This window comes from Sphingomonas cremea (genome assembly GCF_021502585.1).
Classification (GTDB): domain Bacteria; phylum Pseudomonadota; class Alphaproteobacteria; order Sphingomonadales; family Sphingomonadaceae; genus Sphingomicrobium; species Sphingomicrobium cremea.
In genome coordinates this window covers 245,872-271,458 of the sequence record NZ_JAKFGM010000001.1, presented here as the reverse complement: position 1 = coordinate 271,458, position 25,587 = coordinate 245,872, and the positions used below count along the sequence as shown (strand labels likewise).

Below are 25,587 nucleotides of genomic sequence, written 5' to 3'. Positions count from 1 at the left end.
CTTCTAGGCGGGCATTGCCGCCGTCTTGGCGGGCGCCAGGCGGCGCTCGACATCGTGCAAGATTCCGCGCGGCCCACTGTAGGCAATCCATGTCAGGACAGCGCAACTCACGTAGAAAATAAGGAAGCCCCACAGCGCCGCATTGGCTGTACCGGTCAGCTCGATCGACGAGCCGTAGGCCTTGGGAATGTAGAAGGCGCCATAGGCGGCGATGGCAGAGGTAAAGCCGATAACCGCGGCCGATTCACGCTCCGCCTGCAGCCTCCTCTCGACCTCCGGCAATCCGGGTTCGGTCCGGTCGACTTCCTGGCGCAAGATGCCGGGGATCATCTGGAAGGTCGACGCATTGCCGACGCCGCTGGCAAGGAACAGCAGCAGGACCATCGAGAAGAATCCCCAGAAGCTCTGGGCATCGAGGAAGAAGATCATCCCCAGGATTGCCGCGATCTGGACCAGGAAAACGAGCAAACTGACTCGCGCGCCGCCATAGCGATCTGAGACCCAGCCCGTCCCGGCACGGGAAATCGCGCCGAGCAGAGGACCGACAAATGCATATTTGAGCGCATTGACTTCGGGGAACACCAACTTGGCGAGCAGCGGGAAGCCCGCCGACATGCCGATGAAGGTTCCGAACGTACCGGTGTAGAGCCAGCACATCAGCCAGGTGTGAAGCCGGCCAAAAATCGCAGCCTGCTCCGCGAAGGAAGCCTTGGCCGAAAGGATGTCGTTCATCCCAAACCAGGCCGCGACGCTGCCGATCATGATCAGCGGCACCCAGACAAAGCCCGCATTCTGCATCCAATATTGAGTTCCGTCGGTTGCGACCTGTGCCTGGCCGCCAAGCGCTCCGAACAAGCTCATGGTCACCACCACCGGCACCAGGAACTGCATGACGCTGACGCCGAGGTTGCCGAGGCCGGCGTTGATGGCCAGGGCATTGCCCTTCTCAGCCTTGGGGAAGAAGTAGCTGATGTTGGCCATCGACGACGCAAAGTTGCCGCCGCCGAAGCCGCACAGCAGGGCCAGCACCAGGAAAATCAGATAGGGCGTTTCCGGATTCTGCACCGCATAGCCGATGCCGAAAGCCGGGATCAGCAGCGATGCGGTCGACAAGGTGGTCCACAGGCGCCCGCCGAAAATCGGAACAAGGAAGGCGTAGAAAATGCGCAAGGTTGCACCCGACAGGCCGGGTAGAGCGGCGAGCCAGAAGAGCTGGCCAGTCGTGAATTCGAAGCCGATCGCCGGAAGCCGCGCGACCACAACCGACCACACCATCCACACAGCGAACGACAGCAGCAGGCAATAGGTCGAAACCCACAGGTTCCGGCGTGCGACCGCTCGGCCTCCGCTGCGCCAGAATTCAGGGTCTTCCGGCCGCCAGTCGGCGATCGGACCGGCGCGCGGCGGAACAACGACGCCGGGCTCGCCAAAGCCCCGCATCTCTGGGAACTCGGGCATCTTTTCGCTGACGCCTTTGCGGGCTGCCGTCGCCTCCATATGGCGGATGGCAAAGTGCATCCAGGCCAGCGCAACGGACACCAGTGCGAACAGCAGCACAAAACAGCTGGTCCACACACCGGTCAGATCGTTGAGCGCGCCGAAAGCAAGCGGCAGGACGAACCCGCCAAGACCGCCGACCATGCCGACCAGCCCGCCGACGGCGCCGACATGGTTGGGGTAATAAACCGGGATGTGCTTGAACACCGCGGCTTTCCCAAGGCTCATGAAGAAGCCGAGGATGAAGATCACTACCAGGAAGGGGATCAGACCCATTTCGGTGCGGAAGGTGATGGGTCCCGTGACCCCCTCGATGATGTAGGTGGTCGGCGGATAGGACAGCATGAAGGTGCACAACACCGACACGGCAAAGGTGACATACATCACTGATCGGGCACCGTAGCGATCCGACAGGGTGCCGCCGTAGATTCGGAACAAGCTGGCCGGCACCGAATAGAAAGCGGCGAGCATGCCCGCGGACTTCACATCAAGGTGATAGACGCCGATCAGGTAGCGCGGCAGCCATAGCGCCAGCGCTACGAACGCGCCGAACACGAAGAAATAATAGAGCGCGAAGCGCCACACCTGGATATTCTTCAGTACCGACAGCTGGCTCGCCATGGGCGCAGCCTTGCGGTTTTCGCGGGCGCGGGCCTGCTGTTCGGGGTCCTCCTTGGTAAGCACCAGGAACAGGACCGCCATGACCACGAGCCCCGCGGCCCACGCGACAGCGACAGCCTGCCATCCGGAGGCGACCATGACGAAGGGGGCAAGGAATTTGGTGACCGCCGCGCCGACGTTGCCCGCCCCGAAGATTCCGAGCGCGGTGCCCTGTTTTGCGGGCGGGAAGAATTTCGAAACATAGGTAACGCCAACGGAAAAAGAACCGCCGGCAATGCCAACGCCCAGCGCGGCGACCAGCAGTTCGCCGTAAGTATCCGCATAGGATGTCAGGTAGGTGGCGATCGCGGCCAGTATCATGACGCCGGCGAACACCCGCCGCCCGCCGATCTGGTCCGCCCAGACACCGAGGACGACCCGGATCAGCGAGCCAGTGAGGATCGGCGTGCCGATGAGGAGGCCGAACTGGGTCTCGCTAAGGCCGAGCTGATCCTTCACCCCGATGCCGATGATCGAGAATATCGTCCACACGGCGAAGCAGGTCGTGAAAGCTACGGTGCTGGTCCACAGGGCGCGATTGGCGCCGGGTGCAGGGGCTTCAGCCACGGTCGCGGTCATCGGATGGATCCTTCGAAATGCATTTCGCTGGGTCTATCTGGCCGACCTGTTCGACCAGGGCTTTGATCAAGATCATTTCCGCCCTCCCCCCTAACCGCCGGTGACACTCATGTGACGTGCGACCGCCGGCCGTGGCGCCGCAATGTGGAAGTCATGCCCTTTCGGCTTGCCGGCCAGCAGCCGGTCGAGCATGGCGTCAACCTGCCCCGCCCCACCCGAGCGCAAGGCGTCGCGAAGCTCGACCTTCTGGTCATGGCCCAGGCACCCATAAACCGTACCGGTGGCGGCGACCCGGATCCGATTGCAGCCTGCGCAGAAATTGGCGCTCAACGGCGTGATCATGCCGAGCCGCACGGACAAGCCCGATACTTCATAATAGCGCGCCGGACCGCCGGTGCGGCTTAGCGACGGAACCAAGGTGAAGCGTTGCTCGAGCTCGTGCCTGACGGTGTCGAGCGCCAAGTAGTGGCAGGTTCGGTCTTCCTCGACCTCGCCCAGCGGCATGGTTTCGATCAGCGTGAGATCGAACCCCTCGCCATTGCACCATAGCAGCATGTCCTCGAACTCATCGTCGTTGAGCCCGGCCAGCGCGACCATGTTGATCTTGACCTTAAGGCCAGCTTCCCGCGCCGCGGCGACGCCCCTCAGCACGCTGCCCAACTCCCCGCCGCGGGTGATGTGGGCAAAGCGGTCGGGGCGGCGGCTGTCGAGGCTGACGTTGACCCGGCGCACGCCGGAATCAGCCAAAAGAGGGGCGAACTGAGATAGCAGCACGCCGTTGGTAGTCAGCGTCACTTCTTCCAGGCCATGGCCGATGCGACTGCCGAGCGCTCGGAACAGCTCGCCTACACCGCGCCGGACCAGCGGCTCGCCGCCGGTCAGCCGGATCCGCCTGACGCCGCGGGCGATGAAGATGTCGCCTAGCTCGACGATCTCCTCCAATGTGAGGATGTCGCGCTTGGGCAGGAACTGCATATGCTCCGCCATGCAGTAGCGGCAGCGCAGGTTGCACCGATCGGTCACCGAAATGCGGACATAGTCGATCCTGCGGCCGAAGCTGTCGACCATTGATCCAGGCACGGTGGCCGTCACTGCATCCATCCCGCTTCGACTCCGACGTCAAACGAGGATTCGGCTAGGCCACTCTTGAAGACCTGCGCGTGATCTGAATCAAGTCAGCCGCACTTCGAATGGCCGCATTCAAGGCATTTGTCGCACCCCTCGACCCGGATCAGGGCCGCCGCACCGCAACGGGGGCAGCAAGGTTTCGCGCCAACTGCGGCGACCGGCGCGTCCGCCCTGGGACCGGTTTCCACTGCCGCTTCGCCGATATGGCGCTCGATCACCTCGCCGATGGCCGCGAGCAGCGACGGGACATATCGACCCTTCATCCATGCGCCGCCCCTTGGGTCGAACACCGCCTTTAGCTCTTCAGGCACGAACGAGACATCGCCGCCCCGTCGGAAAACCGCCGAAATCATGCGAGTCAGGCCGAGCGTCCAGGCATAGTGCTCCATGTTCTTGGAGTTCACGAAAATCTCAAACGGCCGGCTATCACCCTCGAATTCGATGTCGTTGATCGTCACGTAAACAGCATGCGCGCTTTCAGGCCACTTTAGCTTGTAGGTCGTGCCGTGCAGCGCTTCGCTTCGAGGGGCCAATTCGACTTCGGCCATATCCTCCCTGGTCGACTCGTCGGTCGCCGACAGCTTGAGCACCGATCCGGTCACCGCGTTAGGGCGATAGGTCGTCAGCCCCTTGCAGCCCAGATGATATCCTTCGACGTAAATGTCGGCGAACTCGTCGAAGGCAATGTCTTCGGGGCAGTTGACGGTCTTCGAAATCGAACTGTCGACCAAGGCCTGAGCAGCGGCCTGCATCGCCAGGTGATCGGATGGTTTCAGGGTCTGAGCGCTAACGAACAGCTCCGCCGGTGGCGGCTCATCTCCCTTAACCTGCCGCCAGACATGCATCGCATAATCCTCGACCGGCTCGAACCGAGCGCTGCCGTCCGGCTGGAGGCGACGGCGCTCATAGGAGTAAGCAAACACCGGCTCGATTCCGGACGAGACGTTCCCCGCGAGCAGCGACGTCGTGCCGGTCGGCGCAATCGAGGTCAGGCAGCCGTTGCGGAGCCCGTGCTCAGCGATCAGCGCCCGCGTTTGGTCGTCAAGGCACTGTAGGTTTGGCGTCTCCATCATGATTTCATCGTATAGCGGGAATGGCCCCTTCTCGGCCGCCAACCGGGCCGACGTCCGGTAAGCTTCGCGCTTGATGACAGCCAACCACCGCCGGGTCTGCTCGACCGCCTCGCTGCTGCCATAGATCTTGCCGCAAAATAACAACGCATCGGCCAGGCCGGTCACGCCCAGGCCAATGCGACGCTTGGCTTTCGCTTCTGCCTCCTGCTGCGGCAGGGGGTAGCGTGAGATGTCGATGACATTGTCGAGCATCCTCACAGCGGTGGCAGTGAGCTCAGCCAGTTCCTCCTCGTTGATTTCGGCCCCTTCCTCGAACGGCCGATCAACCAGTCGGGCAAGATTGATCGAACCCAAGAGGCAGGCGCCATAGGGAGGAAGCATCTGCTCCCCGCAAGGATTGCTGGCACTGATCGTCTCGCAATGCCGAAGGTTGTTCGCGGCATTGACCCGATCGATGAAGATCACGCCGGGCTCTGCACAATCATAGGTTGAGCGCATGAGCCGTTCCCAAAGATCGCGTGCTCTTACAGTTCGATAAACTTTACCCTGGAATTGGAGCGGCCAATCAGCGTCCGTGCCCAAGGCGCCCATGAATGCATCGCTGACCAGGACAGACAGGTTGAAGTTCCTGAGACGCTGCGAATCCCGCTTGGCGTCGATGAACGCCTCGATATCGGGATGATCGATCGTCAGGCATCCCATCATGGCCCCGCGCCGTTGGCCGGCGGAATGGACAGTCCGGCACATCGAATCCCAGCAATCCATGAATGACAGCGGGCCGGAGGCGTCCGCGCCTACTCCTTCGACCGGTGCGCCATTCGGTCGGATCGTTGAAAAGTCGATCCCGACGCCACCACCTTGCTGCATGGTCAGGGCGGCTTCGCGAAGGTGATCGAAGATACCGCCGAGGCTATCGGGGACGGTGCCCATCACGAAGCAATTGAACAAAGTCACCGATCGAGCAGTGCCTGCCCCCGCTATCACTCTCCCTGCAGGCAGGAACCGGAAATCAAGCATCGATTCTCGGAAGCGTTCAAACCAAGTCGAGCGAGCTTCAAGCGCCTCGGCTTCGGCGATAGCGCCGGCAACGCGAGTAACCGTCGCGGGGAAGTCTTGGTCGACCACGCCATCGGTCGGAGCAAAGCGATATTTGGCGGTCCAGATTTCCTCGGCCAGCGCGACTTCAAAGCCCATCGATCCCTCCCCCGTGAAAACGAGAGGCAAATTAGCGAGTCGGCGCCACGACGAATTGATCTAGCGCATCGCGCTACCCGGTCGGCCTATGACCTTTCGCCAAGTCTAGGCGCGAACAGGATTGGCCCATAGGTGAAAATGAATAGCAGGAAGCTGCCGAGCCAGCACAGAGCGGCGATTTCCATACCCGTCCGATAATCAACTGCACTCAGCGGGGCCGCAACGCGCAGCACCGCGCCAACCGTAACGAGCAAGTAGATAACGGAGGTGGCTGGCCCGGCTCGCAGCTCGTGCCCCGTATGGCCTAGGCTGGCCCGGGTCATCACTGCCAGAATCATCGTGCCCATGGCACCGGCCGTCAGCGCATGTACCGCCGCGGATTGAGGCAAGTGCGCTCCAAGCTGGGCTGCGGCCAACAGGGCGAGTCCAATCGGCACCCATGCGTAGCCGATGTGCAAGATCAGGACGAGCGGATTTCGAACCGTCTTCCAACCCTTCCACCTAGCTAGCCTCGTCAACTGCGCGGCTGATGCGATGGTTAGGAGCGCAGCCGGAAGCCAGCCGGACGGAGCCGCAATCCACGCGAGAAGCGCAAGCGCGGTCAGACCGATTGCCGCGAGATCTAACTTGCTCGGCTGGCCCGGCAGCCCCTGCGTGTCACCGCGTTTGGCGAGCCAGTTCCTGGTGAAGGACGGAACGATCCTTCCGCCGATCAACGAGATCAGCAGCGTGACAAGCGCCACTGCCATCTGCCAGGGAAGCGCCGGGTCGATGAGAATGCCGGCCGCCGCGAAATGATCGAGCCCGTTGGCTATCCCAAACAGCAGGACCATCCCGACGATCGGCACATTGCGGTTGTTGGCCTCGATGACTTCGCGCGCCGCCACTCCTGCCAGCACCAGATAGAAGCCAACGTCAATCAGACCGGCCACTGCTGGCCCAAGCGCGGCAGAAAATAGAACGGCCTGGCGCCCGGCAAGCCACAGGCCGAACAGGCTTGCCAAAGGAGCGCCTGCAATCGGCAGCCGCCCCGTCCAGTTGGGAATGGCTGTCAAAAGGAACCCAGCAATCACCGCACCCACGAAGCCGAACAGCATTTCATGGCGGTGCCAGGCCAAGGCATCAAAAGCAGTAGGGATCGTGATTTGCCCAGCGAGGACGCACAACCAAAGCGCCAGTGCGACGACCGCCCACACCGCACCGCCGAGAAAGAATGGCCTGAAGCCTCCCCTGAGGATGGGTGGCGCGGCGGCCATACTAGCGCGTCGCAGGGCCGCCATTTGCTCACCGCGGGTCGGTATCATGTTCTCCATGGCTCGCACCCTCACACAGTCGCGCGGCGCTGATTTTGATTCATCTCAATTCGCTGGGATTCCGCACATCGATGGACAATGCGATGTAATCGGCCGTTAGGCTAACGGCAGCTTTGGGCGCAAACCCGACAATCATCTGAGCATTGCGCCCGAAATTTCCCAATGATCCAAGTGCCGATCAATCTGATGTTGGGTGCGGCATCTCCTCGACTCTTGTCGGAAATTGGCCAAGAAGCGGCTCCTCTTGGCGAAAGGAATCGACAATGGCGAAGATCCTTTGTGTCCTTTACGACGATCCGATCGACGGCATGCCGCGATCCTATCCCCGCGACGATCTGCCCAAACTGGACCGCTACCCGGATGGTACCACCCTGCCGACCCCGAGCGCGATCGACTTCCGTCCAGGCGACCTACTTGGCTGCGTATCGGGCGAACTTGGCCTGCGCAAATATTTGGAAAGCAATGGCCATACGTTGGTCGTGACGTCAGACAAGGATGGTCCGGATAGCCAGTTCGAACGCGAGCTGGTCGATGCGGACGTGGTCATCTCACAGCCCTTCTGGCCGGCCTACCTGACCGCCGAGCGCATCGCCAAGGCGAAGAATCTGAAGCTAGCACTCACGGCCGGCATCGGCTCTGATCACGTCGACCTTCAGGCGGCAATCGACCGCGGCATAACTGTCGCCGAAGTCACCTACTGCAATTCGATCAGCGTCTCCGAGCATGTGGTGATGATGATCCTCAGTTTGGTGCGCAATTATCTTCCATCCCACGACTGGGTTCGCAAAGGCGGTTGGAACATCGCCGACTGCGCCGCACGATCATACGATGTCGAGGGGATGCATGTTGGAACCGTTGCTGCGGGACGGATCGGTAGCGCCGTGCTTCGGCGCCTCAAGCCGTTCGACATGCACCTCCATTATTTCGACCGCTATCGCCTGCCCGAAGATGTCGAGCGGGAGCTGGGCGTGACCTGGCACGACAGCGTCGAGGACATGATCGGCATGTGCGACGTGGTCACCATCAATTGCCCGCTTCACCCCGAAACCGAGAATCTGTTCGACGCGTCAATGATCGCCAGGATGAAACGCGGCGCCTATCTGGTGAATACCGCGCGCGGAAAGATCGTCGACCGCGACGCAGTCGTCGCCGCGCTCGAAAGCGGGCAGCTGGCAGGTTATGCGGGGGACGTTTGGTTCCCCCAGCCCGCTTCGCGCGACCATCCATGGCGAACCATGCCGCATGAAGGCATGACTCCCCATATCTCGGGCACCAGCCTGTCGGCACAAGCGCGCTATGCGGCGGGCACGCGCGAAATCCTCGAATGTTTCTTCGAAGGTCGGCCGATCCGCGACGAGTATCTGATTGTCCAGGGAGGCCACCTCGCCGGCACCGGCGCGCATAGCTACAGTGCGGGCGATGCTACAGGCGGATCAGAGGAAGCCGCGCTCTTCAAGACGCACTGAACCTTGGAATTACGCAAAGCGTTCATAGTCGCATGACTGTCGGCCTCATCCCCTCGGACGACATTATGCTCGCGCCCGGTATCGTCCACCTGCAAACCGGCGGCGTCGGTGCCACACCTCGCCCGGTGTTCGATGCGACAGTTGCCGCCATGGTGCAGGTGGAAGCCAATCCGGTTCGAGAGACCTATGGCGCGGGCTTAGGCGAACTCGAAAAGGTACGCGCCAAGGCGTCCGGCCTGTTGGGCTGCATTACCGATGATATCATCCTCACGACCAGCACCACTCAGGGAATGTTCCTGATTGCCCAGGGGCTCAAGCTGTCACACGGCGACCGAATCCTGACAACCGACCATGAGCATCCCGGCGGCCGGCTCTGCTGGGACTGGGTAGCGCGGCGGTTTGGGGTGCAGGTAGATGTGGTGCCAATCGCACCGGATGAAAGCGATCCGGTCGCGGTCGTCGAGCGCTTCGCCGACGCGATAGGCCCCCGCACCCGCGTCGTGTCTTTCTCACACATATTGTTCACGACCGGAGTCAGGCTTCCAGCAGCGGAACTATGCCGCCGTGCCCGCGAGCATGGCTGCTGGACGATCGTCGACGGTGCCCAGGGGCCGGGCGCGATGCCAGTCGATGTCAAGGCGATCGGCTGTCACGCCTATGCCGCAAGTGGCCATAAATGGCTCCTCGGACCCAAAGGCACGGGCCTGCTTTATCTCAGCGAAGACTTGGCCGGCGCACTCGATGCATTGCCCCTATCCGCTGGCCGCCGCCCGAACTCCGATTCGACTGGCATCGCCAACATAGCCGGGATGATAGGGCTTGGGGCGGCAATCGATTATGTCCAGGCCGTCGGATTGGAATGCATTGAAGCGCACAACCGGAAACTGCGCGCCGAACTTTACGACGCATTGTCGGGGCTCAATCAGGTAAGCATTCCATCGCCGCGCGATGGCACATTCACTTCGGCCAATCTCGCCTTCTGCTTGCCGGACTCGGTCGACGTACATGCCCTGCGCCGCAACCTGCTGATGCGGCATAAGGTCTATATTCGCGTGGTCGAGCTGTCAGGATTTCTTGGGTTGCGTGCCTCGCTCCACCTCTACAACAGCTCGAACGATGTAGAGGCACTGATGAGAGCGCTCAGCGCCGAACTGGCTGCCTGATCAAGCGGAAGGCCAGCTTTCGAGCGCTTCGACGAAGCGGGTCAGCCAGGCGTTGGTTTGATGCCCGTCGACCACGCGATGGTCGATGGTCAGCGTGACGTAGGCCATTGGTCGGATGAGGATCGCGTCCTGACCGTTCACTTCCCGCACCACGACCCGCTTCTCCAGCTTGCCGACACCGAGGATGGCTGCCTGGCCGGCGTGGAGGATAATCGGCGCGGCGAGCAAGCTGCCCGACACGCCGTGATTGGAGATTGTGAAGCTTCCGCCCGACACGTCGGCAGCAGAAAGATTTCCCGAGCGGGCGCGGCTGGTCAGGTCATCAAGTTTGCGGCCGACTTCCTCCAGGCTAAGCGACCCGGCGTCCTTGACCACCGGCACGACCAGGCCCTTTTCGCCCAACGCGGTCCCGATGCCGACGTTGATCGTCGACGAAACCGCGATCCGATCCTTTTCCCAGCGCCCGTTTATCGCTGGAGCGATAGCCATCGCCTCGGCGGCGGCCTTGACCAAGTAAGCAGTGTAGCTGAGCTTGACGCCCTTGGCCGCCATGGCCGCTTTGTGCGCCGTGATCGCCAAGAAATCGGCCTCGAACAACGCAGTGACATGTGGTGCTTCGGCGACCGCCCGAACCATATTCTCTGCGATCTTGAGCCGCATCCGGTCATGCGGGATATCGCCGCCCGCGAAGTGGCGCGGTTGCGCTGTTGTGGGCTCTCTAACGCTGATCGCGGACGATGTGGCTACCGCCCGGTCAACATCATCGCGAGTAATGCGGCCGGCGCGGCCGGTGCCCTGGATGCGCGAAGGATCGATGTTGTGCTGCGAGAGCGCGCGCTTCACCGACGGCGAAAGCCGTAATTCGCTAACCTCGTTCGTCCTGAGCGAAGTCGAAGCGCGCTCCTCTGAGGCCTGTGCCGCGCGCCCTTCGACTTCGGCCTCCGGCCTCCGCTCAGGACGAACGTGGCTGGCGTCTGACGAAATTCGCGCCAACAGCGCCCCGGGCTCGGCTTCATCGTCCGTGTCGAGCAAAATCTCCACCAACACCCCCGCCGCAGGCGAGGGCACCTCCTGCGTCACCTTGTCGGTCTCGAGCTCGACCAGCGGATCATTCTCCGCCACCGCGTCGCCGATCTGCTTGAGCCAGGCGCGGACGACCGCCTTGGTGCCCTCCTGCTCGTCGGGAACACGAACCTCGATCATCTAGAACCCCACCAGCCGGTCGATTTCAGCGCGGATCTTTTCCACGCTAGGCACCGCCCATTCGAGCAATTTCGGATGATGCGGGCTCGGCACGTCCGGCATGGTAACGCGAGCTACGGGCGCGTCGAGATCGAGGAAGGCCTCATCGGCAACCACAGCGGCGATCTCCGCGCCGAAGCCGCCAGTGCGAAGGTCCTCATGAACGATCAGGCAGCGACGAGTCCGGCGTACACTTTCGAGCACTGCTTCGCGATCCCACGGCATCAGCGTCCGCAGGTCGATGACATCGGCGCTGATGCCTTCCGCCGCCGCCTCGCAGCGCGGCACCATCGCGCCCCAGGTGACGATGGTGATCCTATCGCCTTCGCGGGTCTTCCTCGCCTCGCCGAATGGCAGCACAAACTTGTCGCCCGGCCAGGGCCGCCGCGCCCAGGCATCGTCGAGCATGGCGCGATGCTCGAAAAAGATCACCGGATCGCTGCCTCGCAAGCTGGCACGCAACAACCCAACCGCATCTTCGGCGTTTGAAGGCACTGCCACCTTCCAGCCCGGGTTGTGGACGAACTGCACCTCGTTCGTCTGGCTGTGCCAGGGATCGCCGCATTTGAAGAAGCCGCCAGGGATGCGAAGCACCATCGGTGCCGAGAAGCGATTGGCGGTGCGCCACCGCATGGTTCCGCAATCGTTGATCTGCTCAGTCGCAGGTTCGGCATATTTTCGGAACTGGATTTCCGGCACTGGCATCAGGCCCGCCAACGCCATGCCAACAGCGCGGCCGACAATGCCTTCCTCGTTGAGCGAAGTATCAAACACTCGCTCCACGCCGTATTTCTCCTGAAGGCCAAGAGTCACCGCATGGACGCCGCCCTTGGGGCCCACATCCTCGCCAAACACCAGCACCTTCGGATTAGCTTCCAACTCCTGGTCGAGCACACGGCGGATGGCAGTGACCATATTGATCCGCTGGCCCTCGGGCTGAGGCTGGTCGGTCGTGCCATCAAGACTGAGGCCGGCACCGCCACCGATCCTGCTCGCCTCACCTTCGAAGAAGATGTGCTCCGTCACTCGGTCGGGCGACGAAATGCCCCGCGCCTCGGCCTCGGCTCGCGCGGCCTCGACCTCCTGCTCAACTGAAGCTTCGATCAGCCCCCAGTCGAGCTCCGCCGCGAACGCCTTCAATTTGGGTAGGGGGTCGCGGGCCCATTCGGCCTTGACGGTCTCTTCAGACTTGTAGGTCTGGGTATCCTGGAAACTATGTCCCTCAAGCCTCGGCACGGTAAGGCGGATCAGCGCCGGACTCTTGCGTCCGCGGACATGGGCGACGGCTTCCCCGATCAGCCGCTCTGCCTCGGCCGGGTCGGTGCCATCGCCATTCCAGATGGTGAGGTTCTTGAAGCTGGCGAGGTTCGCGGCGATGTCACGGCCCGGTGTCTGGTAATCGGACGGGACCGAGATGCCGTAGCCATTGTCTTCGATGTAAAACAGCAATGGCAAAGATTGTGTAGTCGCAATTGTTAGCGCGGACCAAAATCCGCCGGTGGCGCAGCTTGCATCGCCTCCCAGCACCACAGCGAGGGCGCCATCATCCCGATCGCCCAGGACCTGCGCCTTGTAGGTGATGGCCTGAGCCCAGCCCGCAGCCGGGGCATATTGCGCACCCACGCCTCCGCACATGGGAAGCGCATGGGCGCCGCCCGGATTGGGGTAATTGAACACGACACCGATATCGCGTCCGTCCGAATAACCGCCCGCGCGACCCATTCCCGACCCCAGGGCGTCAGCCAACGGGACACCCAGTGCCAGGAGCATCGGCCGCGAACGATAATAGCCGCACGCCGCATCGCCGTCCCGCAAGTGCATGCCAAGTATGACCTGCGCCATATCGTGACCGCGCGCCGAAAACTGGTAGAGTACCTTTTTTTCGGGAACGAGCCGGGTTTCCTCCAGCTCGTCCATGGCCCGGCTGGTCGTCACCAGTCGCGCGACCTCCGCCCAATCAATTCCTGCCTTGGGCCTAAAGTCTACCTCTGCGGCAGCGTCAGCCATTCATCGCCTCGACAATGGCGGTAATGAACCGGTCGACCGCGGCATCGGCCATGCCGATTACGTTAAAACGGCCGCTGTCGGCCATGTAGATGGCGTGACGCTCGCGCAGTTCGCGTACCTGCTCGACGGTCACTGGAAGCATCGAAAACATTCCAAACTGCCCGCCGATATAGGCCAGTCGCGGGTCGGCTCCGGCGATCTGGCTGCGGATCCTGTTGATCCGGTCGCGCATCTCACCGACCTCCGCATTCCAATCAGCCCGAAGCGCCTCGTCCTCGAGAACAATTCGTACCGCTGCCGCTCCATGATCGGGCGGCATCGACCACATCTCGCGCGCGATTTGGACGACATGACCCATTGCCCGCTTGCTCTGGTCCGCGGCCGCCGTCTTGATGAACAGCGAGCCGACCCGGTCGCGATAGACGCCGAAATTCTTGTCGCAGCTTTGGGAGATGATCACTTCGTCGCACGCGTCGAGTAACAAGTGCAGCCCCGCAGCATCCTCGGCGAAACCGCGGCCCAATCCCTGATAGGCAATGTCGACGAATGGGATCAGACCGCGCCTCGAGACCGCTTCGACTACGTCGGACCAGTGGCTGTCGCTGAGGTCGGCGCCGGTTGGATTGTGGCAACATCCGTGGAGCAACACCACGTCGCCTTTGTTGGCACCATTCAACGCGGCCATCATCTCGTCGAAGCGGATTCGCCTCTCAAGCCGGTCGTAGTAGCCATATTCGGCGATATTCAGATCAGCGGCCTGAACGACCGGAATATGGTTGGGCCAGGTCGGGGTTCCGACCATGACCTTGGCGTTGGGATGCGCCGTAGCGATCAGTTTAAAGCCAAGGCTAAGTGCACCGCAGCCGCCCGGAGTATGAAGTCCGGCGATGCGGTCGTCATTCGCATGGCGGCCAAGAACGATCGGTCTCAGTAGCTCGGTGTAGCGCTTGTCGCCGAACCCGCCGATGTAGCTTTTGCTTTTCTGGGTCTCCCACAACCGTTTTTCGGCAGTTTTCACCGCTCGGAGGATCGGCGTATTGCCGACGCCATCACGATAAACACCGACACCGACGTCGATCTTGTCCGGCCGAGGATCGGCATTGGCCATGGCGATCAGCGCGAGCAGCGAGTCGCTCTGCACATCGCCAAGAGCATCGAAAAATTGGGCGCCCCCGTTTGGCCCGGTCATGGTCGGCTGGTCCAGCATGGTTTGGGAACTAGCGGATCGGGATGCGACAGTCACGCGTCATAGTCCACCGCCACCCCCTCTCCGACAGGCACCGACTGGCACGTCAGCACATATCCCGCCGCAATTTCCTCGTCGGTCAGTCCATAGCGCGCGGCCATCTCGACCTTTCCCTTGGTAACCTTGGCTCGGCAGGTCGCGCAAACTCCCGCTTTGCACGCGAACGGCGCGGGCATCCCGGCCTCTCGCGCACTATCGAGGATGTTGGCGGCTGAAAATTCGACCTTGCGCGTTCGTCCGTCGAGCGTGACGCTGAGCGTTAGCCCAGCCGCTTCCTCCTGCAACGCCGCCATTTGCGCTGCGAGCGCTGCAGAAGGCCGGCCAGCGGTGAAACGCTCGATGTGAATCCGCTCTTTCGCTACGCCCCGATCAAGCAACGCTGCCTCGGCGGCGTCCATCATCGGTCCGGGGCCGCAGATAAACCAGGCGTCCACCTCCTCGGGCTGGTCAATCAGATGCTCGATCGCCTCGTCACACGTCTCACGGTCGAGCATACCGTTGAACAGCTCGACATCACCCTCTTCATCGCTGAGGAAATGATAGAGCTCGAACCGGCCGAGATAGCTGTCCTTCAGCGCCGCCAGCGCCTCCAGGAAGATGACCGAATTGGAGTCGCGGTTACCGTAGAATAGGGTGAAGCGACTGCCCGGCTCGACGCTCAGTGCCGTTCGGACCAAGGAGATTACCGGCGTAATGCCGGAACCGCCGGCGAAGCCCACATAATGCCGCTTCGCGCTCGGATCGAATTCGGTCGTAAACGACCCGTGAGGCGTCATGACGTCCAGCGTATCGCCGGCTTTCAACTGCTCGCCGACCCAGTTCGAAAATACACCGCCCGCGATCCGCTTGACGGTAACCATTAGCTCCTCGTCGGCCGGGGCGGTGCAAAGCGAATAGTTGCGCCGCACCTCTTCGCCGCCAAGCTCCGTCCGAAGCGTCAGATGCTGCCCCGCCTTGAACTGAAAGGCGTCTTTCAGCTCTTCCGGCACTTCGAACCGGATCGAATAGGCTTCTTCGGTCTCAGGCACGATCTCCGCGACCCTGAGCGGGTAGAAATGCTCAGCCATTACCAGGTCGCGTCAGGATAGGTGCGGGGCAGGAATTGCATCACCGCCAGCAGATGGCCGAGATGCTCGCTGTGGTGGCCGCGCCGACCGCCAAGGATCGGCCGCTGCTCCGCCGGCGCATCCAGCTTTGCTTCGGTCAGTACCCGATCGATCTCGGCGCGATACTCGGCCTCAAACTCGCGCGGATCGGTGGCGATGCCGCGCTCGATGAGCCCGGCCAGCACCTCATCGACCTCGAACAACTCGGGAATGAAGCGCCAGCACCAGTCGAGGCCTTGCGCCATCCGTCGAGCGCTCTCCTCGGTACCGTCGCCCAGGCGTATTACCCAATCGGCGGCCAGTTCCCGGTGGTATGCCACTTCCTTGACGCCCTTGGCAGCGACGCCCGCGATCCGCGCATCGCTCGAATTGGCCAGTCGCTGGTACAGCATGTGCTGCCAGGTCGAGAACAGCATCTGCCGCGCGATCGTTTGCGCGAAATCGCCATTTGGCTGCTCGACCAGCAGGCAATTTTTCCAGTCGAGAACGTCGCGATGAAACGCCAGCTTGTTGGCGTCCCCGGCGAGACCGAGGAAATTCGTCCCCTGCCCGATCAGGTCGAGCGCCAGATTGGCAAGACTTAGGTCGACTTCCAGTACCGGCGCATGGCCGCACCATTCGCTAATCCGCTGGCCAAGGATCAGCGCATCGTCTCCCAGGCGCTGGCAATAATCGACAAAAGCCAGTTCGACTTTTTCCTCGACATCCACTTCACTTGCAGGAAGCGTTGGCATCAGATGTGCTTCACGACATCGGGAATGTCGTAGAAAGTCGGGTGACGGTAGATCTTATCCTCTGCCGGCTCGAACAAGGGCCCGGCGTCGGCCGGATCGGACGCGACGATCGACGATGACGGCACGACCCAAAGCGACACCCCCTCCAACCGCCGAGTGTAAGTGTCGCGGGCATGGCGAAGTGCCAGCTCGGCGTCGGGTGCATGAACGCTTCCGACATGACGGTGGTTGAGCCCGCCCTTCGCGCGCACAAACACTTCCCAGAGCGGCCAATCGTGACCGGACATTAGCGTCTCCCCTAAATGCCGTCGCCTCAGGCCGCAGCCCGCTGGCGCCGTTTGAATTCGTGCGCGGCGGCAGCATCGCGCACCCACGCGCCATCTTCCCACGCCTCGATCCGGGCCTTCATCCGCTCCCTGGCGACCGGGCCTTCACCGCGGACCACTGCGTAAAATTCTTCCCAATCGATCTCGCCGAAATCATAACCGCCCTTCGCTTCGTTCCATTGCACTTCCGGATCGGGAACGGAAAGGCCGAGGAAGTCGGCCTGCGGTACGGTGATGTCGACGAATTTCTGGCGAAGTTCGTCATTGGTCTCACGCTTGATACGCCAGCGCATCGATCGCTCGGTGTTAGGACTATTGTCGTCCGGCGGGCCAAACATCATCAGGCTCGGCCACCACCAGCGGTTCAAAGCGTCCTGCGCCATCCGCTTCTGCTCCGCCGTGCCATTGGCCAGCGCGATCATGATTTCATAGCCCTGGCGCTGGTGGAAGCTTTCCTCCTTGCATACCCGGACCATGGCACGGGCATAGGGGCCATAGCTGGTGCGTTGTAGCGGCACCTGGTTCATGATCGCCGCACCGTCGACGAGCCAGCCGATCGCACCAATGTCGGCCCAGGTCAGTGTCGGATAGTTGAAGATCGTCGAATATTTGGCCTTCCCCGAGTGGAGTGCCTCGATCATCTCCTCTCGGCTCGTCCCAAGCGTCTCGGCAGCGCAATAGAGATATAGGCCATGCCCCGCTTCGTCCTGGACCTTTGCCAGCAGGATCGCCTTTCGGCGTAGTGATGGGGCCCGCGTGATCCAATTGCCCTCAGGCAACATGCCGACGATCTCGCTATGGGCATGCTGCGAAATTTGCCGAACCAACGTCTTTCGGTAGGCATCGGGCATCCAGTCCTTGGGCTCGATGAATTCGTCCGCTGCGACCCGCGCTTCGAAGGCGGCAACCAGCTCCGGGTCCTCCGCAACCTCGATCGGCTTGACGTTCTTGTTGAGTTCGGTGGTGTACATTGTCCTCATCTAACCATTTCGCCTGTGCACTTCAAACGCGCGAGCCACGCGGCTAGACCCGTTCCCATGGATTATGAAACCATCGAAGTGGCGATCTCCGACGGCATCGCCCGCATTACGCTAAACCGCCCCGACCGTCTCAACAGCTTCACTCGTGCAATGCACGCCGAGCTGCGCGAGGCCTTGGCCAATCTCGGAGATGCCCGAGTTGTCATCCTGACCGGCGCGGGCCGCGCCTTCTGCGCCGGACAGGATCTCAACGACCGCGCGGTTGCGCCCGGGGAGGCAGTCGACCTTGGCGAGACGGTCGAGGAAAGCTGGAATCCGCTGATCCGAACCCTTGCTGCCCTGCCCCAGCCAGTGATCGCCAAGGTGAACGGCGTCGCCGCGGGCGCAGGTGCCAACATCGCTCTGGCATGCGACATCGTTGTCGCCGCCAGCACCGCCAAGTTTATCCAGAGCTTTTCCGCCCTTGGCCTGATCCCTGACAGCGGCGGCAGCTGGCACCTCCCCCGCCTCGTCGGCCAGGCGCGGGCACTTGGCCTCGCGCTCACTGGAGAACCGCTGGAGGCGCAACGGGCCGCCGATTGGGGGCTCATCTGGAAATGCGTGGGCGGCGAATGGCTCGACAGCGAAGTCGATTCACTGGCGGAGAAGCTCGCCGCGCTCCCCCCACTCGGACTTGCGGCGATCAAGCAGATCGTCCGGACCAGCTGGTCGCGTAGCCTTGACGAGGAGCTTGACCTGCAGCGCGACGAGATGCGCCGCCTGGGTTTCACTGACGATTATCGCGAGGGGGTTGCAGCATTCCTCGAGAAGCGGCCGGCGAAGTTCACCGGCCGCTGATTGCAGCTGACGGTTACGCCTTATTGTTTCGGGCGGTCATTGCTGGCCTCGAAAAACCTATAGGCGTCTTCGAGTACGTCGAACACCATATCGGATCCAATGCACTCGATGACCCCTGCCCGATCGAGCATTTCACGCGCCTCGGCATGAAGCTCTGCTAGGCCGAATTTTATCCCGCGCTCGCGAAATTCGATACACAGCTGAGTGAGCATCTCGGCCGCAGAACTATCGATCTGGGGAATGGAGCTGGCGTCCAATAATAACCACCGGGTGTCGGCGGAAAGATTGTCGGCAATCGAACGAAGGCGCGACTCGATATAGTCGGTATTGAAAAACAGCAGGGCTCCCTGGATCAGGCAAATGGCGAGGCCGGGTACCTGCCTGGCCTCGGGCGTGCGGTGCAATTTGTAAAATGCATCTCGTCCCGGAATGCGGCCCAACATGGCATCGCGGGGAAACATGGTCTTGCGAAGGATATAGACCAGCGTCGCGGCAATCGCGAGCAGGACACCGTTGAGGACGCCCAGGCTGATCGGGCCCAGCAGAGCAATGAATGCAAAGACGAATTCCATCCGGCTTATGCGCCAGATCTGCCTGAGTGCGGTGAAATCGATCAGGCCCAGGGCCGTCGCCATCAGGATCGCGCCAAGCGTGGGAATCGGGATAATCCTGAGAGCAGGCGCCAGAAAGACCAGGGCCGCGAGCAAGGTTGCGGCGGCAACAACGCTGACCATTTGCGATCGGCCGCCTACGCTCAAATTCACCGCGGTGCGCGAATCGGAGGCGCCAACCGGGATGGCGCCGATGAGACCAGCGGCAATATTGGCGGCGCCAAATCCGACCAGCTCGCGGTTCGGATCGACCTGGTAGCCACCTAATGCCCCAAAACTTCGAGCCGTAATGATTCCGGAGCCGAAGCTGACAAGGAATATCGCTGCGGAGCCGAGCGCCAATGTTTGCAGGGGCAGGCCGGCAAGCTGCGGCAAGGTCAGCGAAGGCAAATTCGTCGGAATGTCGCCGACAATAGCGATTCCTTGGCCTTCGAAATTGAAGAGCGCGGATAGCACTACCGAGAGCACCAAAACGACAACCGGCCCAGGCACAGGAAAGCGCACAATCCTAACGATTTGCAGCAAACCGAACATCCCCAAGGCCAGCACGAGTGACGGCCAATGGATCGATGAGGTCTTTTGCAACAGCTCAATTACTGGCCTGATCAAACCGTCTGATTCAATGTCGACGCCGGTGACGCGTTTGATCTGACCAACGAGGATCGAAAGCGAGATTCCGGTGAAGAACCCGATCAGGATTGGGCGGGAAAGAAAACTGGCAAGTACACCGAGCCGAAGCACCCACGCCGCAAGGTAAAATAGACCGACCCCAAGCGCCAGAATTGCAGCAACTGCGGTACGGTCAATTCCCGCTGGCGCGCTCGCCATGATCGATACAAGGGCGGCCGCTAGGATCGTCATGATGGCCGCGTCAGGCCCGACGATAAGCTTCCGAGAAGGGCCGAAGAAGGCGTAGGCGATCAGCGGCGCGATGCTGGCATAGATGCCGGTTTCAGGAGGCAGCCCGGCAATCGCGGGATAGGCGATGGCGCTCGGCAGGCCCACGGCGGCGACGGCCAATCCCGCAGCGACGTCATAGCGGACCCAGCTCGCTTGATAGCCGGACAGGCTTGCAAAAAAGGGAAGGTTCAATCCCAATCAAAGCATCCTTGCGTGTCAGCGTCTTCGAACAGCATCGCGGCGACCGGAAGCTTAGCCAATAAGGTCAAACCCCTAATCGGGGTGGAAAAGTGCGGTTGAACGACAGCTGCATGGCCGCCGCCCGCTACGTATTTAACCCGATACCAACGGCGCCGCGCGATGGCCGATAGTGACTGATGGCAATAGCTGTCTGCTTGTTGGACCGTCGACATTTCATTTCGGCTCGCGGCAGGCCGCATCAAGCCTGGAGGTAGTCATGGCAAGGGAAGATCCGGCTGAAGCTCTCGATGACGCCGACCGTGGGAAGAAATTGAAGGATAAGGTTTATCTCAAGGAGCTGGCCAAGCTTCATGTTGAACTCGTGAATCTTCAGGAATGGGCCAAGGCGACCGGAGCGAAGATATGCATTTGCTTTGAAGGACGAGACGGCGCCGGCAAGGGTGGCGTAATCAAGGCGATTACGGAGAGAGTCAGTCCGCGGGTCTTCCGTGTCATGGCTCTGACCGCTCCCACCGAGCGGGAGAAGTCCCAAATGTACGTCCAGCGCTACTTGCCGCATTTGCCGGCAGCTGGTGAAATCGTGATCTTCGATCGAAGTTGGTACAATCGCGCGGGCGTTGAACGGGTTCTGGGTTTTTGCACCAAGCGCGAGGCCAAGAAATTCTTGAGCGCTGCGCCCTTGGTCGAAAAGGCCATCGTCGATTCCGGCGTAATCTTAGTAAAATATTGGCTCGAGGTGAGTCCGAAGGAACAGCAAAAGAGGCTAAAGAGCCGTGTCAATGATGGTCGGAAGATCTGGAAGCTCTCGCCGATGGATATCAAATCATATGACCGGTGGGATGATTATACGGATGCGCGTGACGACATGTTTAAGGCGACAGACACGGAATGGGCGCCTTGGTATGTTGCAAATTCCGACGACAAGAAACGCGCCCGCTTGAATATCATCAAGCATTTCCTGAGCCTCGTACCTTATGAGGAAGTAGATCGTCCCAAGGTAAAATTTCCACGAAGGAAGATTCGTCGCGAATCAGCACCGAATTATTATCGCAAGATGGTACCTGAACTATTCTAAGATTTCCTATGCGAGGAGTGTATGATGCAAGACTTGCAAGTGCCCTCGGCAGGTGATTTCGCCAAAAAGATAGCAATTGCCGAAGCCGAAGAAGCCGCGAAGGAATCGAGGATCCAGCAACAGGCCGAAGCTGAGAAGAAGGCGTTGCTCGATCAATTGACCAAGCCGTCCGGGGTTTCCGATGAGGAAGCGATCAAGCGAGCGATTACGATGATCGAAGGCGCGGTTCGAAACCTCCGGACGGAGGTACAGGTCCACCGATTCCCGAACCAGCTCTGCACTGACGGCGGCCGCGCGATCAATCAGATGGAAGAAGGCTGGGAACAAACTCTGACGGGTGTTCCGAAGGAAATTTACCAACTCTGGGAAAAATATTTTCGCGACAAGGGCTATAAGCTGCGGGTGGAAATTGTCGATTTTCCCGGCGGCAAGCCCGGCGACGTGGCCATGACACTTGGCTGGGCGCCTAAGTGAGGCGTTTGCGACGCTGCACCTGACCCCTGCGAGCGACAGACTGCGAAATCGCGCCTTTCTCCGCGACTGTTGAAACTCTAAGGGACCTTGGCGCCACCGAGGAGACCCGAGTGAAAACCGTGCAGCTGCTCAATTACGCTCGAGACGCCTGGATTCCGGGCCATGGAGTGCTTGCCGAACTTACATCTGCAATCGATGGAAGTTTGGTCGCCACGATCGGTTCGGGTGGGCTGGATTTCGGTGACATGCTGCGTCACGCCCGAGAGGTTGGCGGACCGGCACTTCGCGCAATGACATTCCACGATCGGGCGCGGATGATCAAAGGGCTCGGCCTGGCGATTATGTCTCGCAAGGAAGAGCTGTATGAACTTAACTATCTGACAGGCGCCACCCGCAAGGATGGCTGGATCGATATTGAGGGCGGCGCCGGCACCCTCTTCAGCTTCTCGTCCAAGGCTCGCCGCGAGCTCCCAGACGCCCATGTCCTGCTTGATGGTGCGGTCGAGCCGCTTTCGAAAAGCGGCAGCTTCATCGGCCAGCATATTTACACGTCGATGCAGGGCGCGGCGGTCCACATCAACGCCTTCAACTTCCCGGTCTGGGGCATGCTCGAAAAACTCGCGCCTACCTTGCTCGCGGGCATGCCGGCGATCGTCAAACCGGCGAGTTCGACTGCTTACCTCTGCGAAGCCGCAGTCCGGGTGATGATTGACACGGGCCTGCTGCCACCGGGTGCGGTACAATTGATCGTTGGCGGGGTCGGTGATCTTTTCGATCACCTTACCGGCCAGGACGTAGTCAGCTTCACCGGCTCGGCTTCGACCGCGCTCAAGCTCCGCTCCCACCCTGTCGTCCAGCGCGAAAGCGTCAAGTTCGTTGCCGAGCAGGATAGTTTGAATGCCTCGCTTCTGGGCCCCGACGCCGCGCCGGGCACGCCTGAGTTCGACCTTTTCGTCAAGGAAGTGGTCAATGAGATGACGGTCAAGGCGGGGCAGAAGTGCACCGCCATCCGCCGCGCCATGGCCCCCGCGGAGCATCTCGATGCGGTCGAAGCCGCGATCCGCGAACGTCTTTCCGCTACGCGCGTCGGCGATCCGCGCGAAAAGGAAAGCCGCATGGGTGCGCTGGTCTCGACCGATCAACGCGACGATGTCCGCGGCCAGATCGCCAAGCTGACTGCCGCGGGCGCGCGGATCGTCGCCGGCAACCCCGACGCCAGCCCGGGTATCGCGGGAGGCGCCTTCATGGAGCCCATCCTGCTCAGGACCGACGACCCGTGGGGCACCGCTGCCGTCCATGATGTCGAGGCATTCGGGCCGGTTTCAACCGTCATGCCGTATCGAAACATCGCTGACGCCATCAGCCTCGCCAATCGGGGAATGGGCAGCCTGGCACTATCGCTGTTTACTCTTTCACCCGACGTTGCGCGCGAATTCGTCCAGGGCGCTGCGGCCTATCATGGCCGGATGCTCGTTATCGACCGCACCAACGCCGCCGAATCTACCGGTCATGGCTCTCCCCTGCCGGTGCTAGTTCATGGCGGTCCGGGCCGCGCCGGCGGCAGCGAGGAGATGGGCGGTGTACGCGGCGTCAAACATTATATGCAGCGCACCGCGATCCAGTCGTCTCCAACCATGATCGCCGCAATCAGCGAGCAGTATATCCCCGGCGGGCCGAAGCATGAGGTGAAGCTGCACCCCTTCCGTTGCCGCATGTCGGAGCTGAAGATTGGCGACACCCTCAAGACGAAGAGCCGTGCGGTCACGATCGAGGATATCGAGCATTTTGCCGAGTTCACGGGCGACAAATTCTATGCCCATATGGATGAGGAGGCGGCAAAGGCCTCCCCGATCTTCGAGGGCCGGGTTGCGCACGGCTATCTTATCCTGAGCTTTGCCGCTGGGCTATTCGTCGATCCGGACCCGGGACCCGTACTCGCCAACACCGGCCTTGAGAATTTGCGATTCCTCACGCCGCTTTATCCGGGTGATTCCATGCGGGTCGAACTCACCGTTCGGGCCAAATCGCTAAAGAGCGAAGATACGGGCGTGGTCCGCTGGGCGGTCGAAATCTTCAACCAGAAGGACGAACTGGTCGCGACCTACGACCTGCTTACGGAGAATGTCCCATAAGCTCCGGAACGAGGCCTCCCCACGGTTCGTTTTGACAGGCGAACGAAAAGGAGAGCGACGATGATGAAGATCAGTGAAGTGATGACCACCGAAGTCGAAACGGTCAGCGCCGACCAGACCGCGCGCGAAGCGGCCGCCTTCATGCTCCGTGCCGACGCCGGTTCAATCCCAGTATGCGAGGGCGACCGGGTGATCGGCATGATCACCGACCGCGACATTGCGGTACGAGGCGTCGCCGAAGGCCGCGGCCCGGACACGCCTGTTGGTGAACTGATGAGCGATGGAATCATCTGCGCGCATGAGGATGATGATGTGCAAGCGGTTGCCCGCCGGATGAGCGAAGAGCAGGTGCGACGCCTACCGGTGATCGATTCCGAGGAACGCCTCGTTGGGATCGTCAGCCTCGGCGATCTGGCCCGGGAAAGCATCACCAAGTCGGCCGAACAGGCGCTTGAAGGCGTTAGCGCGCCGGGCGGGCAGCATCAGCAGTAGCGGCCATTGCAAGTGAAATGGATCGCCGAAGCATTCCAGCCTATAACTGGATTGCTTCGGCATGCTCGCAAATGGGCTAGATTATCGTTTCGCAAGTCCGGCAATTGCCTCGTCGACCAGAGCCTGGTCGGCCTTGGCGTCGTTGCGCTCGGCAATCAGTTTGGCGGCAGCGGCTGTCGCCGACTTGGCGGCCGTAGCGCGTAGCTCGTCGATCGCGGCACGTTCCTCAGCGGCGATTTTTGCCTCCGCCATCGCCTGGCGACGGGCCACCAGCGCTTCGGCGTCAGTGGCCGCCTTTGCGACAATCGCCTCGGCCTCCCGCTGAGCACGTTCGATCATCGCCGCTGCCTCGGCATCGGCCGACTTGGCCTTGGTCAGATATTCCTGCCGAAGCTCTTCAGCTTCCTTGCGGAGCGCGCTGGCTTCCTCGAGCTGCTCGCGAATGGCTGCGATCTTGCGATCGAGTGCCTTGCCGATTGCTGCCGGGACTTTCTTCCAGATCGCGAGGGCAAACACCACCAGCATGGCCAGCGCGACAAAGAACGCCGGTCCAAAAATGCCGAAGACCGCCGCCTCGTGCTCAACGCCAGGCTGTTCGGCAACCTCAGTGTGCGCGACAATCGCGCCTTGGTGGGCTTCAGCCATTGATCAATGCCGCCTTTACCGCGTGTGCCGCATCGTCACGGCTTACCTTGAGCCCGGCAACCTTGCCGGTGATGTCCTGGACCAGCTCGGCCGCGACATTCTCGATATTGGCAAGGGCCTCATCCCTGCTGGAGCGGATCTTGGCTTCCGCCTTATCAGCCTTGGCCTGGATTGCCTTGTCCGCCTTGGCGATTTTTTGCTCGGTTGCCTTGGCCCCTTGCTCCTTAGCTGCAGCAATATGCTTCATCGCCTCAGCGCGACTTTCGTCCATGCGCAGGCGAAATGCTGCTTCGCTCTCATCGGCCTCAGCCCTGGCCTGTTCAGCCGCGGCGAGGTCGTCAGCGATGCGCTGCGCACGTGCGTCAACGGTCGACTGGATTTTCGGCAGCATGCCGCGACCGATGACGAAGTAGATGAAGCCAAGGGTAATCGCCAGCCAGAACAGCTGCGACAGGACGACATCCGAAAGCTGAGTAAATTGGGGCATCTTTGCCTCGTTTTCGGCG

The 25,587-nt window shown here is 61.4% G+C and carries 21 protein-coding genes; 7 read left to right on the top strand and 14 right to left on the bottom strand.

Annotated elements, in window-relative coordinates:
* Positions 1-3 precede the first annotated feature (3 nt).
* From LVY65_RS01365 to LVY65_RS01350, 4 genes are all read right to left on the bottom strand, one after another.
* Positions 4-2,736 carry a nitrate/nitrite transporter gene (locus tag LVY65_RS01365; RefSeq protein WP_235066218.1) on the bottom strand — a complete coding sequence of 911 codons (2,733 nt, stop codon included), beginning with the start codon at positions 2,734-2,736 and terminating at the stop codon, positions 4-6.
* Positions 2,737-2,826: 90 nt separating this feature from the next.
* A complete protein-coding gene (gene moaA / locus LVY65_RS01360) occupies positions 2,827-3,837 on the bottom strand; it encodes a GTP 3',8-cyclase MoaA (protein ID WP_235066217.1) in 1,011 nt (336 codons plus the stop codon).
* 74 nt (positions 3,838-3,911) lie between these two features.
* On the bottom strand, positions 3,912-6,131 hold the full coding sequence (locus tag LVY65_RS01355; RefSeq protein ID WP_235066216.1) for an adenosylcobalamin-dependent ribonucleoside-diphosphate reductase: 2,220 nt from the start codon (positions 6,129-6,131) through the stop codon (positions 3,912-3,914).
* 86 nt (positions 6,132-6,217) lie between these two features.
* Positions 6,218-7,444: an NnrS family protein gene (locus LVY65_RS01350; RefSeq protein ID WP_235066215.1), complete on the bottom strand. Its 1,227-nt coding sequence runs from the start codon at positions 7,442-7,444 to the stop codon at positions 6,218-6,220.
* Positions 7,445-7,707: 263 nt separating this feature from the next.
* On the opposite strand from LVY65_RS01350, the gene LVY65_RS01345 reads away from it, so the two are divergent.
* Both LVY65_RS01345 and LVY65_RS01340 read left to right on the top strand, forming a co-directional pair.
* Positions 7,708-8,910: an NAD-dependent formate dehydrogenase gene (locus tag LVY65_RS01345; RefSeq protein ID WP_235066214.1), complete on the top strand. Its 1,203-nt coding sequence runs from the start codon at positions 7,708-7,710 to the stop codon at positions 8,908-8,910.
* A 32-nt stretch (positions 8,911-8,942) separates the two neighbouring features.
* Positions 8,943-10,073: an aminotransferase class V-fold PLP-dependent enzyme gene (locus LVY65_RS01340; RefSeq protein WP_235066213.1), complete on the top strand. Its 1,131-nt coding sequence runs from the start codon at positions 8,943-8,945 to the stop codon at positions 10,071-10,073.
* Here LVY65_RS01340 and LVY65_RS01335 read toward each other — a convergent pair whose 3' ends face one another.
* Genes LVY65_RS01335 through paaA form a run of 7 tightly spaced genes read right to left on the bottom strand, consistent with a single transcriptional unit; the run spans position 10,074 to position 17,705 of the window.
* Positions 10,074-11,276, bottom strand: a complete 1,203-nt coding sequence (locus LVY65_RS01335; protein ID WP_235066212.1) for a dihydrolipoamide acetyltransferase family protein — start codon at positions 11,274-11,276, stop codon at positions 10,074-10,076.
* The gene (locus LVY65_RS01330; protein WP_235066211.1) at positions 11,277-13,322 is read right to left on the bottom strand and encodes an alpha-ketoacid dehydrogenase subunit alpha/beta; all 2,046 of its coding nucleotides are present in this window, start codon (positions 13,320-13,322) and stop codon (positions 11,277-11,279) included.
* Positions 13,315-14,529 (bottom strand): amino acid aminotransferase, encoded by a 1,215-nt coding sequence (locus LVY65_RS01325; RefSeq protein WP_235066210.1) that lies wholly within the window; start codon positions 14,527-14,529, stop codon positions 13,315-13,317. The genes LVY65_RS01330 and LVY65_RS01325 overlap by 8 nt, the downstream gene beginning before the upstream one ends.
* A gap of 32 nt (positions 14,530-14,561) precedes the next feature.
* Complete coding sequence (gene paaE, locus LVY65_RS01320) at positions 14,562-15,635, bottom strand: 1,2-phenylacetyl-CoA epoxidase subunit PaaE (RefSeq protein ID WP_235066209.1); 1,074 nt, start codon at positions 15,633-15,635, stop codon at positions 14,562-14,564.
* Positions 15,635-16,408 (bottom strand): 1,2-phenylacetyl-CoA epoxidase subunit PaaC, encoded by a 774-nt coding sequence (gene paaC / locus LVY65_RS01315; RefSeq protein ID WP_235066208.1) that lies wholly within the window; start codon positions 16,406-16,408, stop codon positions 15,635-15,637. The genes paaE and paaC overlap by 1 nt, the downstream gene beginning before the upstream one ends.
* Positions 16,408-16,695 carry a 1,2-phenylacetyl-CoA epoxidase subunit PaaB gene (gene paaB / locus LVY65_RS01310; RefSeq protein ID WP_235066207.1) on the bottom strand — a complete coding sequence of 96 codons (288 nt, stop codon included), beginning with the start codon at positions 16,693-16,695 and terminating at the stop codon, positions 16,408-16,410. The genes paaC and paaB overlap by 1 nt, the downstream gene beginning before the upstream one ends.
* A gap of 26 nt (positions 16,696-16,721) precedes the next feature.
* Entirely contained in the window at positions 16,722-17,705 is a 984-nt protein-coding gene (gene paaA, locus LVY65_RS01305) for a 1,2-phenylacetyl-CoA epoxidase subunit PaaA (RefSeq protein WP_235066206.1), read from the bottom strand.
* Positions 17,706-17,771: 66 nt separating this feature from the next.
* Here paaA and paaG point away from each other — a divergent pair, with 66 nt between their 5' ends.
* On the top strand, positions 17,772-18,551 hold the full coding sequence (paaG, locus tag LVY65_RS01300; RefSeq protein ID WP_235066205.1) for a 2-(1,2-epoxy-1,2-dihydrophenyl)acetyl-CoA isomerase PaaG: 780 nt from the start codon (positions 17,772-17,774) through the stop codon (positions 18,549-18,551).
* A 20-nt stretch (positions 18,552-18,571) separates the two neighbouring features.
* Here paaG and LVY65_RS01295 read toward each other — a convergent pair whose 3' ends face one another.
* A complete protein-coding gene (locus LVY65_RS01295) occupies positions 18,572-20,260 on the bottom strand; it encodes a SulP family inorganic anion transporter (protein WP_235066204.1) in 1,689 nt (562 codons plus the stop codon).
* A 259-nt stretch (positions 20,261-20,519) separates the two neighbouring features.
* On the opposite strand from LVY65_RS01295, the gene ppk2 reads away from it, so the two are divergent.
* From ppk2 to LVY65_RS01275, 4 genes are all read left to right on the top strand, one after another.
* The gene (ppk2, locus tag LVY65_RS01290) at positions 20,520-21,338 is read left to right on the top strand and encodes a polyphosphate kinase 2 (protein WP_235066203.1); all 819 of its coding nucleotides are present in this window, start codon (positions 20,520-20,522) and stop codon (positions 21,336-21,338) included.
* Between the two features lie 24 nt (positions 21,339-21,362).
* Complete coding sequence (locus LVY65_RS01285; RefSeq protein ID WP_235066202.1) at positions 21,363-21,812, top strand: hypothetical protein; 450 nt, start codon at positions 21,363-21,365, stop codon at positions 21,810-21,812.
* Between the two features lie 110 nt (positions 21,813-21,922).
* Positions 21,923-23,944 carry a phenylacetic acid degradation bifunctional protein PaaZ gene (gene paaZ / locus LVY65_RS01280; protein WP_235066201.1) on the top strand — a complete coding sequence of 674 codons (2,022 nt, stop codon included), beginning with the start codon at positions 21,923-21,925 and terminating at the stop codon, positions 23,942-23,944.
* Between the two features lie 60 nt (positions 23,945-24,004).
* Positions 24,005-24,436, top strand: coding sequence for a CBS domain-containing protein (locus LVY65_RS01275; RefSeq protein ID WP_235066200.1), 432 nt, complete (start codon positions 24,005-24,007; stop codon positions 24,434-24,436).
* An 81-nt stretch (positions 24,437-24,517) separates the two neighbouring features.
* Here LVY65_RS01275 and LVY65_RS01270 read toward each other — a convergent pair whose 3' ends face one another.
* The gene (locus tag LVY65_RS01270; protein ID WP_235066199.1) at positions 24,518-25,081 is read right to left on the bottom strand and encodes a F0F1 ATP synthase subunit B family protein; all 564 of its coding nucleotides are present in this window, start codon (positions 25,079-25,081) and stop codon (positions 24,518-24,520) included.
* On the bottom strand, positions 25,074-25,568 hold the full coding sequence (locus LVY65_RS01265; RefSeq protein WP_235066198.1) for a F0F1 ATP synthase subunit B family protein: 495 nt from the start codon (positions 25,566-25,568) through the stop codon (positions 25,074-25,076). Before LVY65_RS01265 ends, LVY65_RS01270 begins: the two co-directional genes overlap by 8 nt.
* Positions 25,569-25,587: the final 19 nt, after the last annotated feature.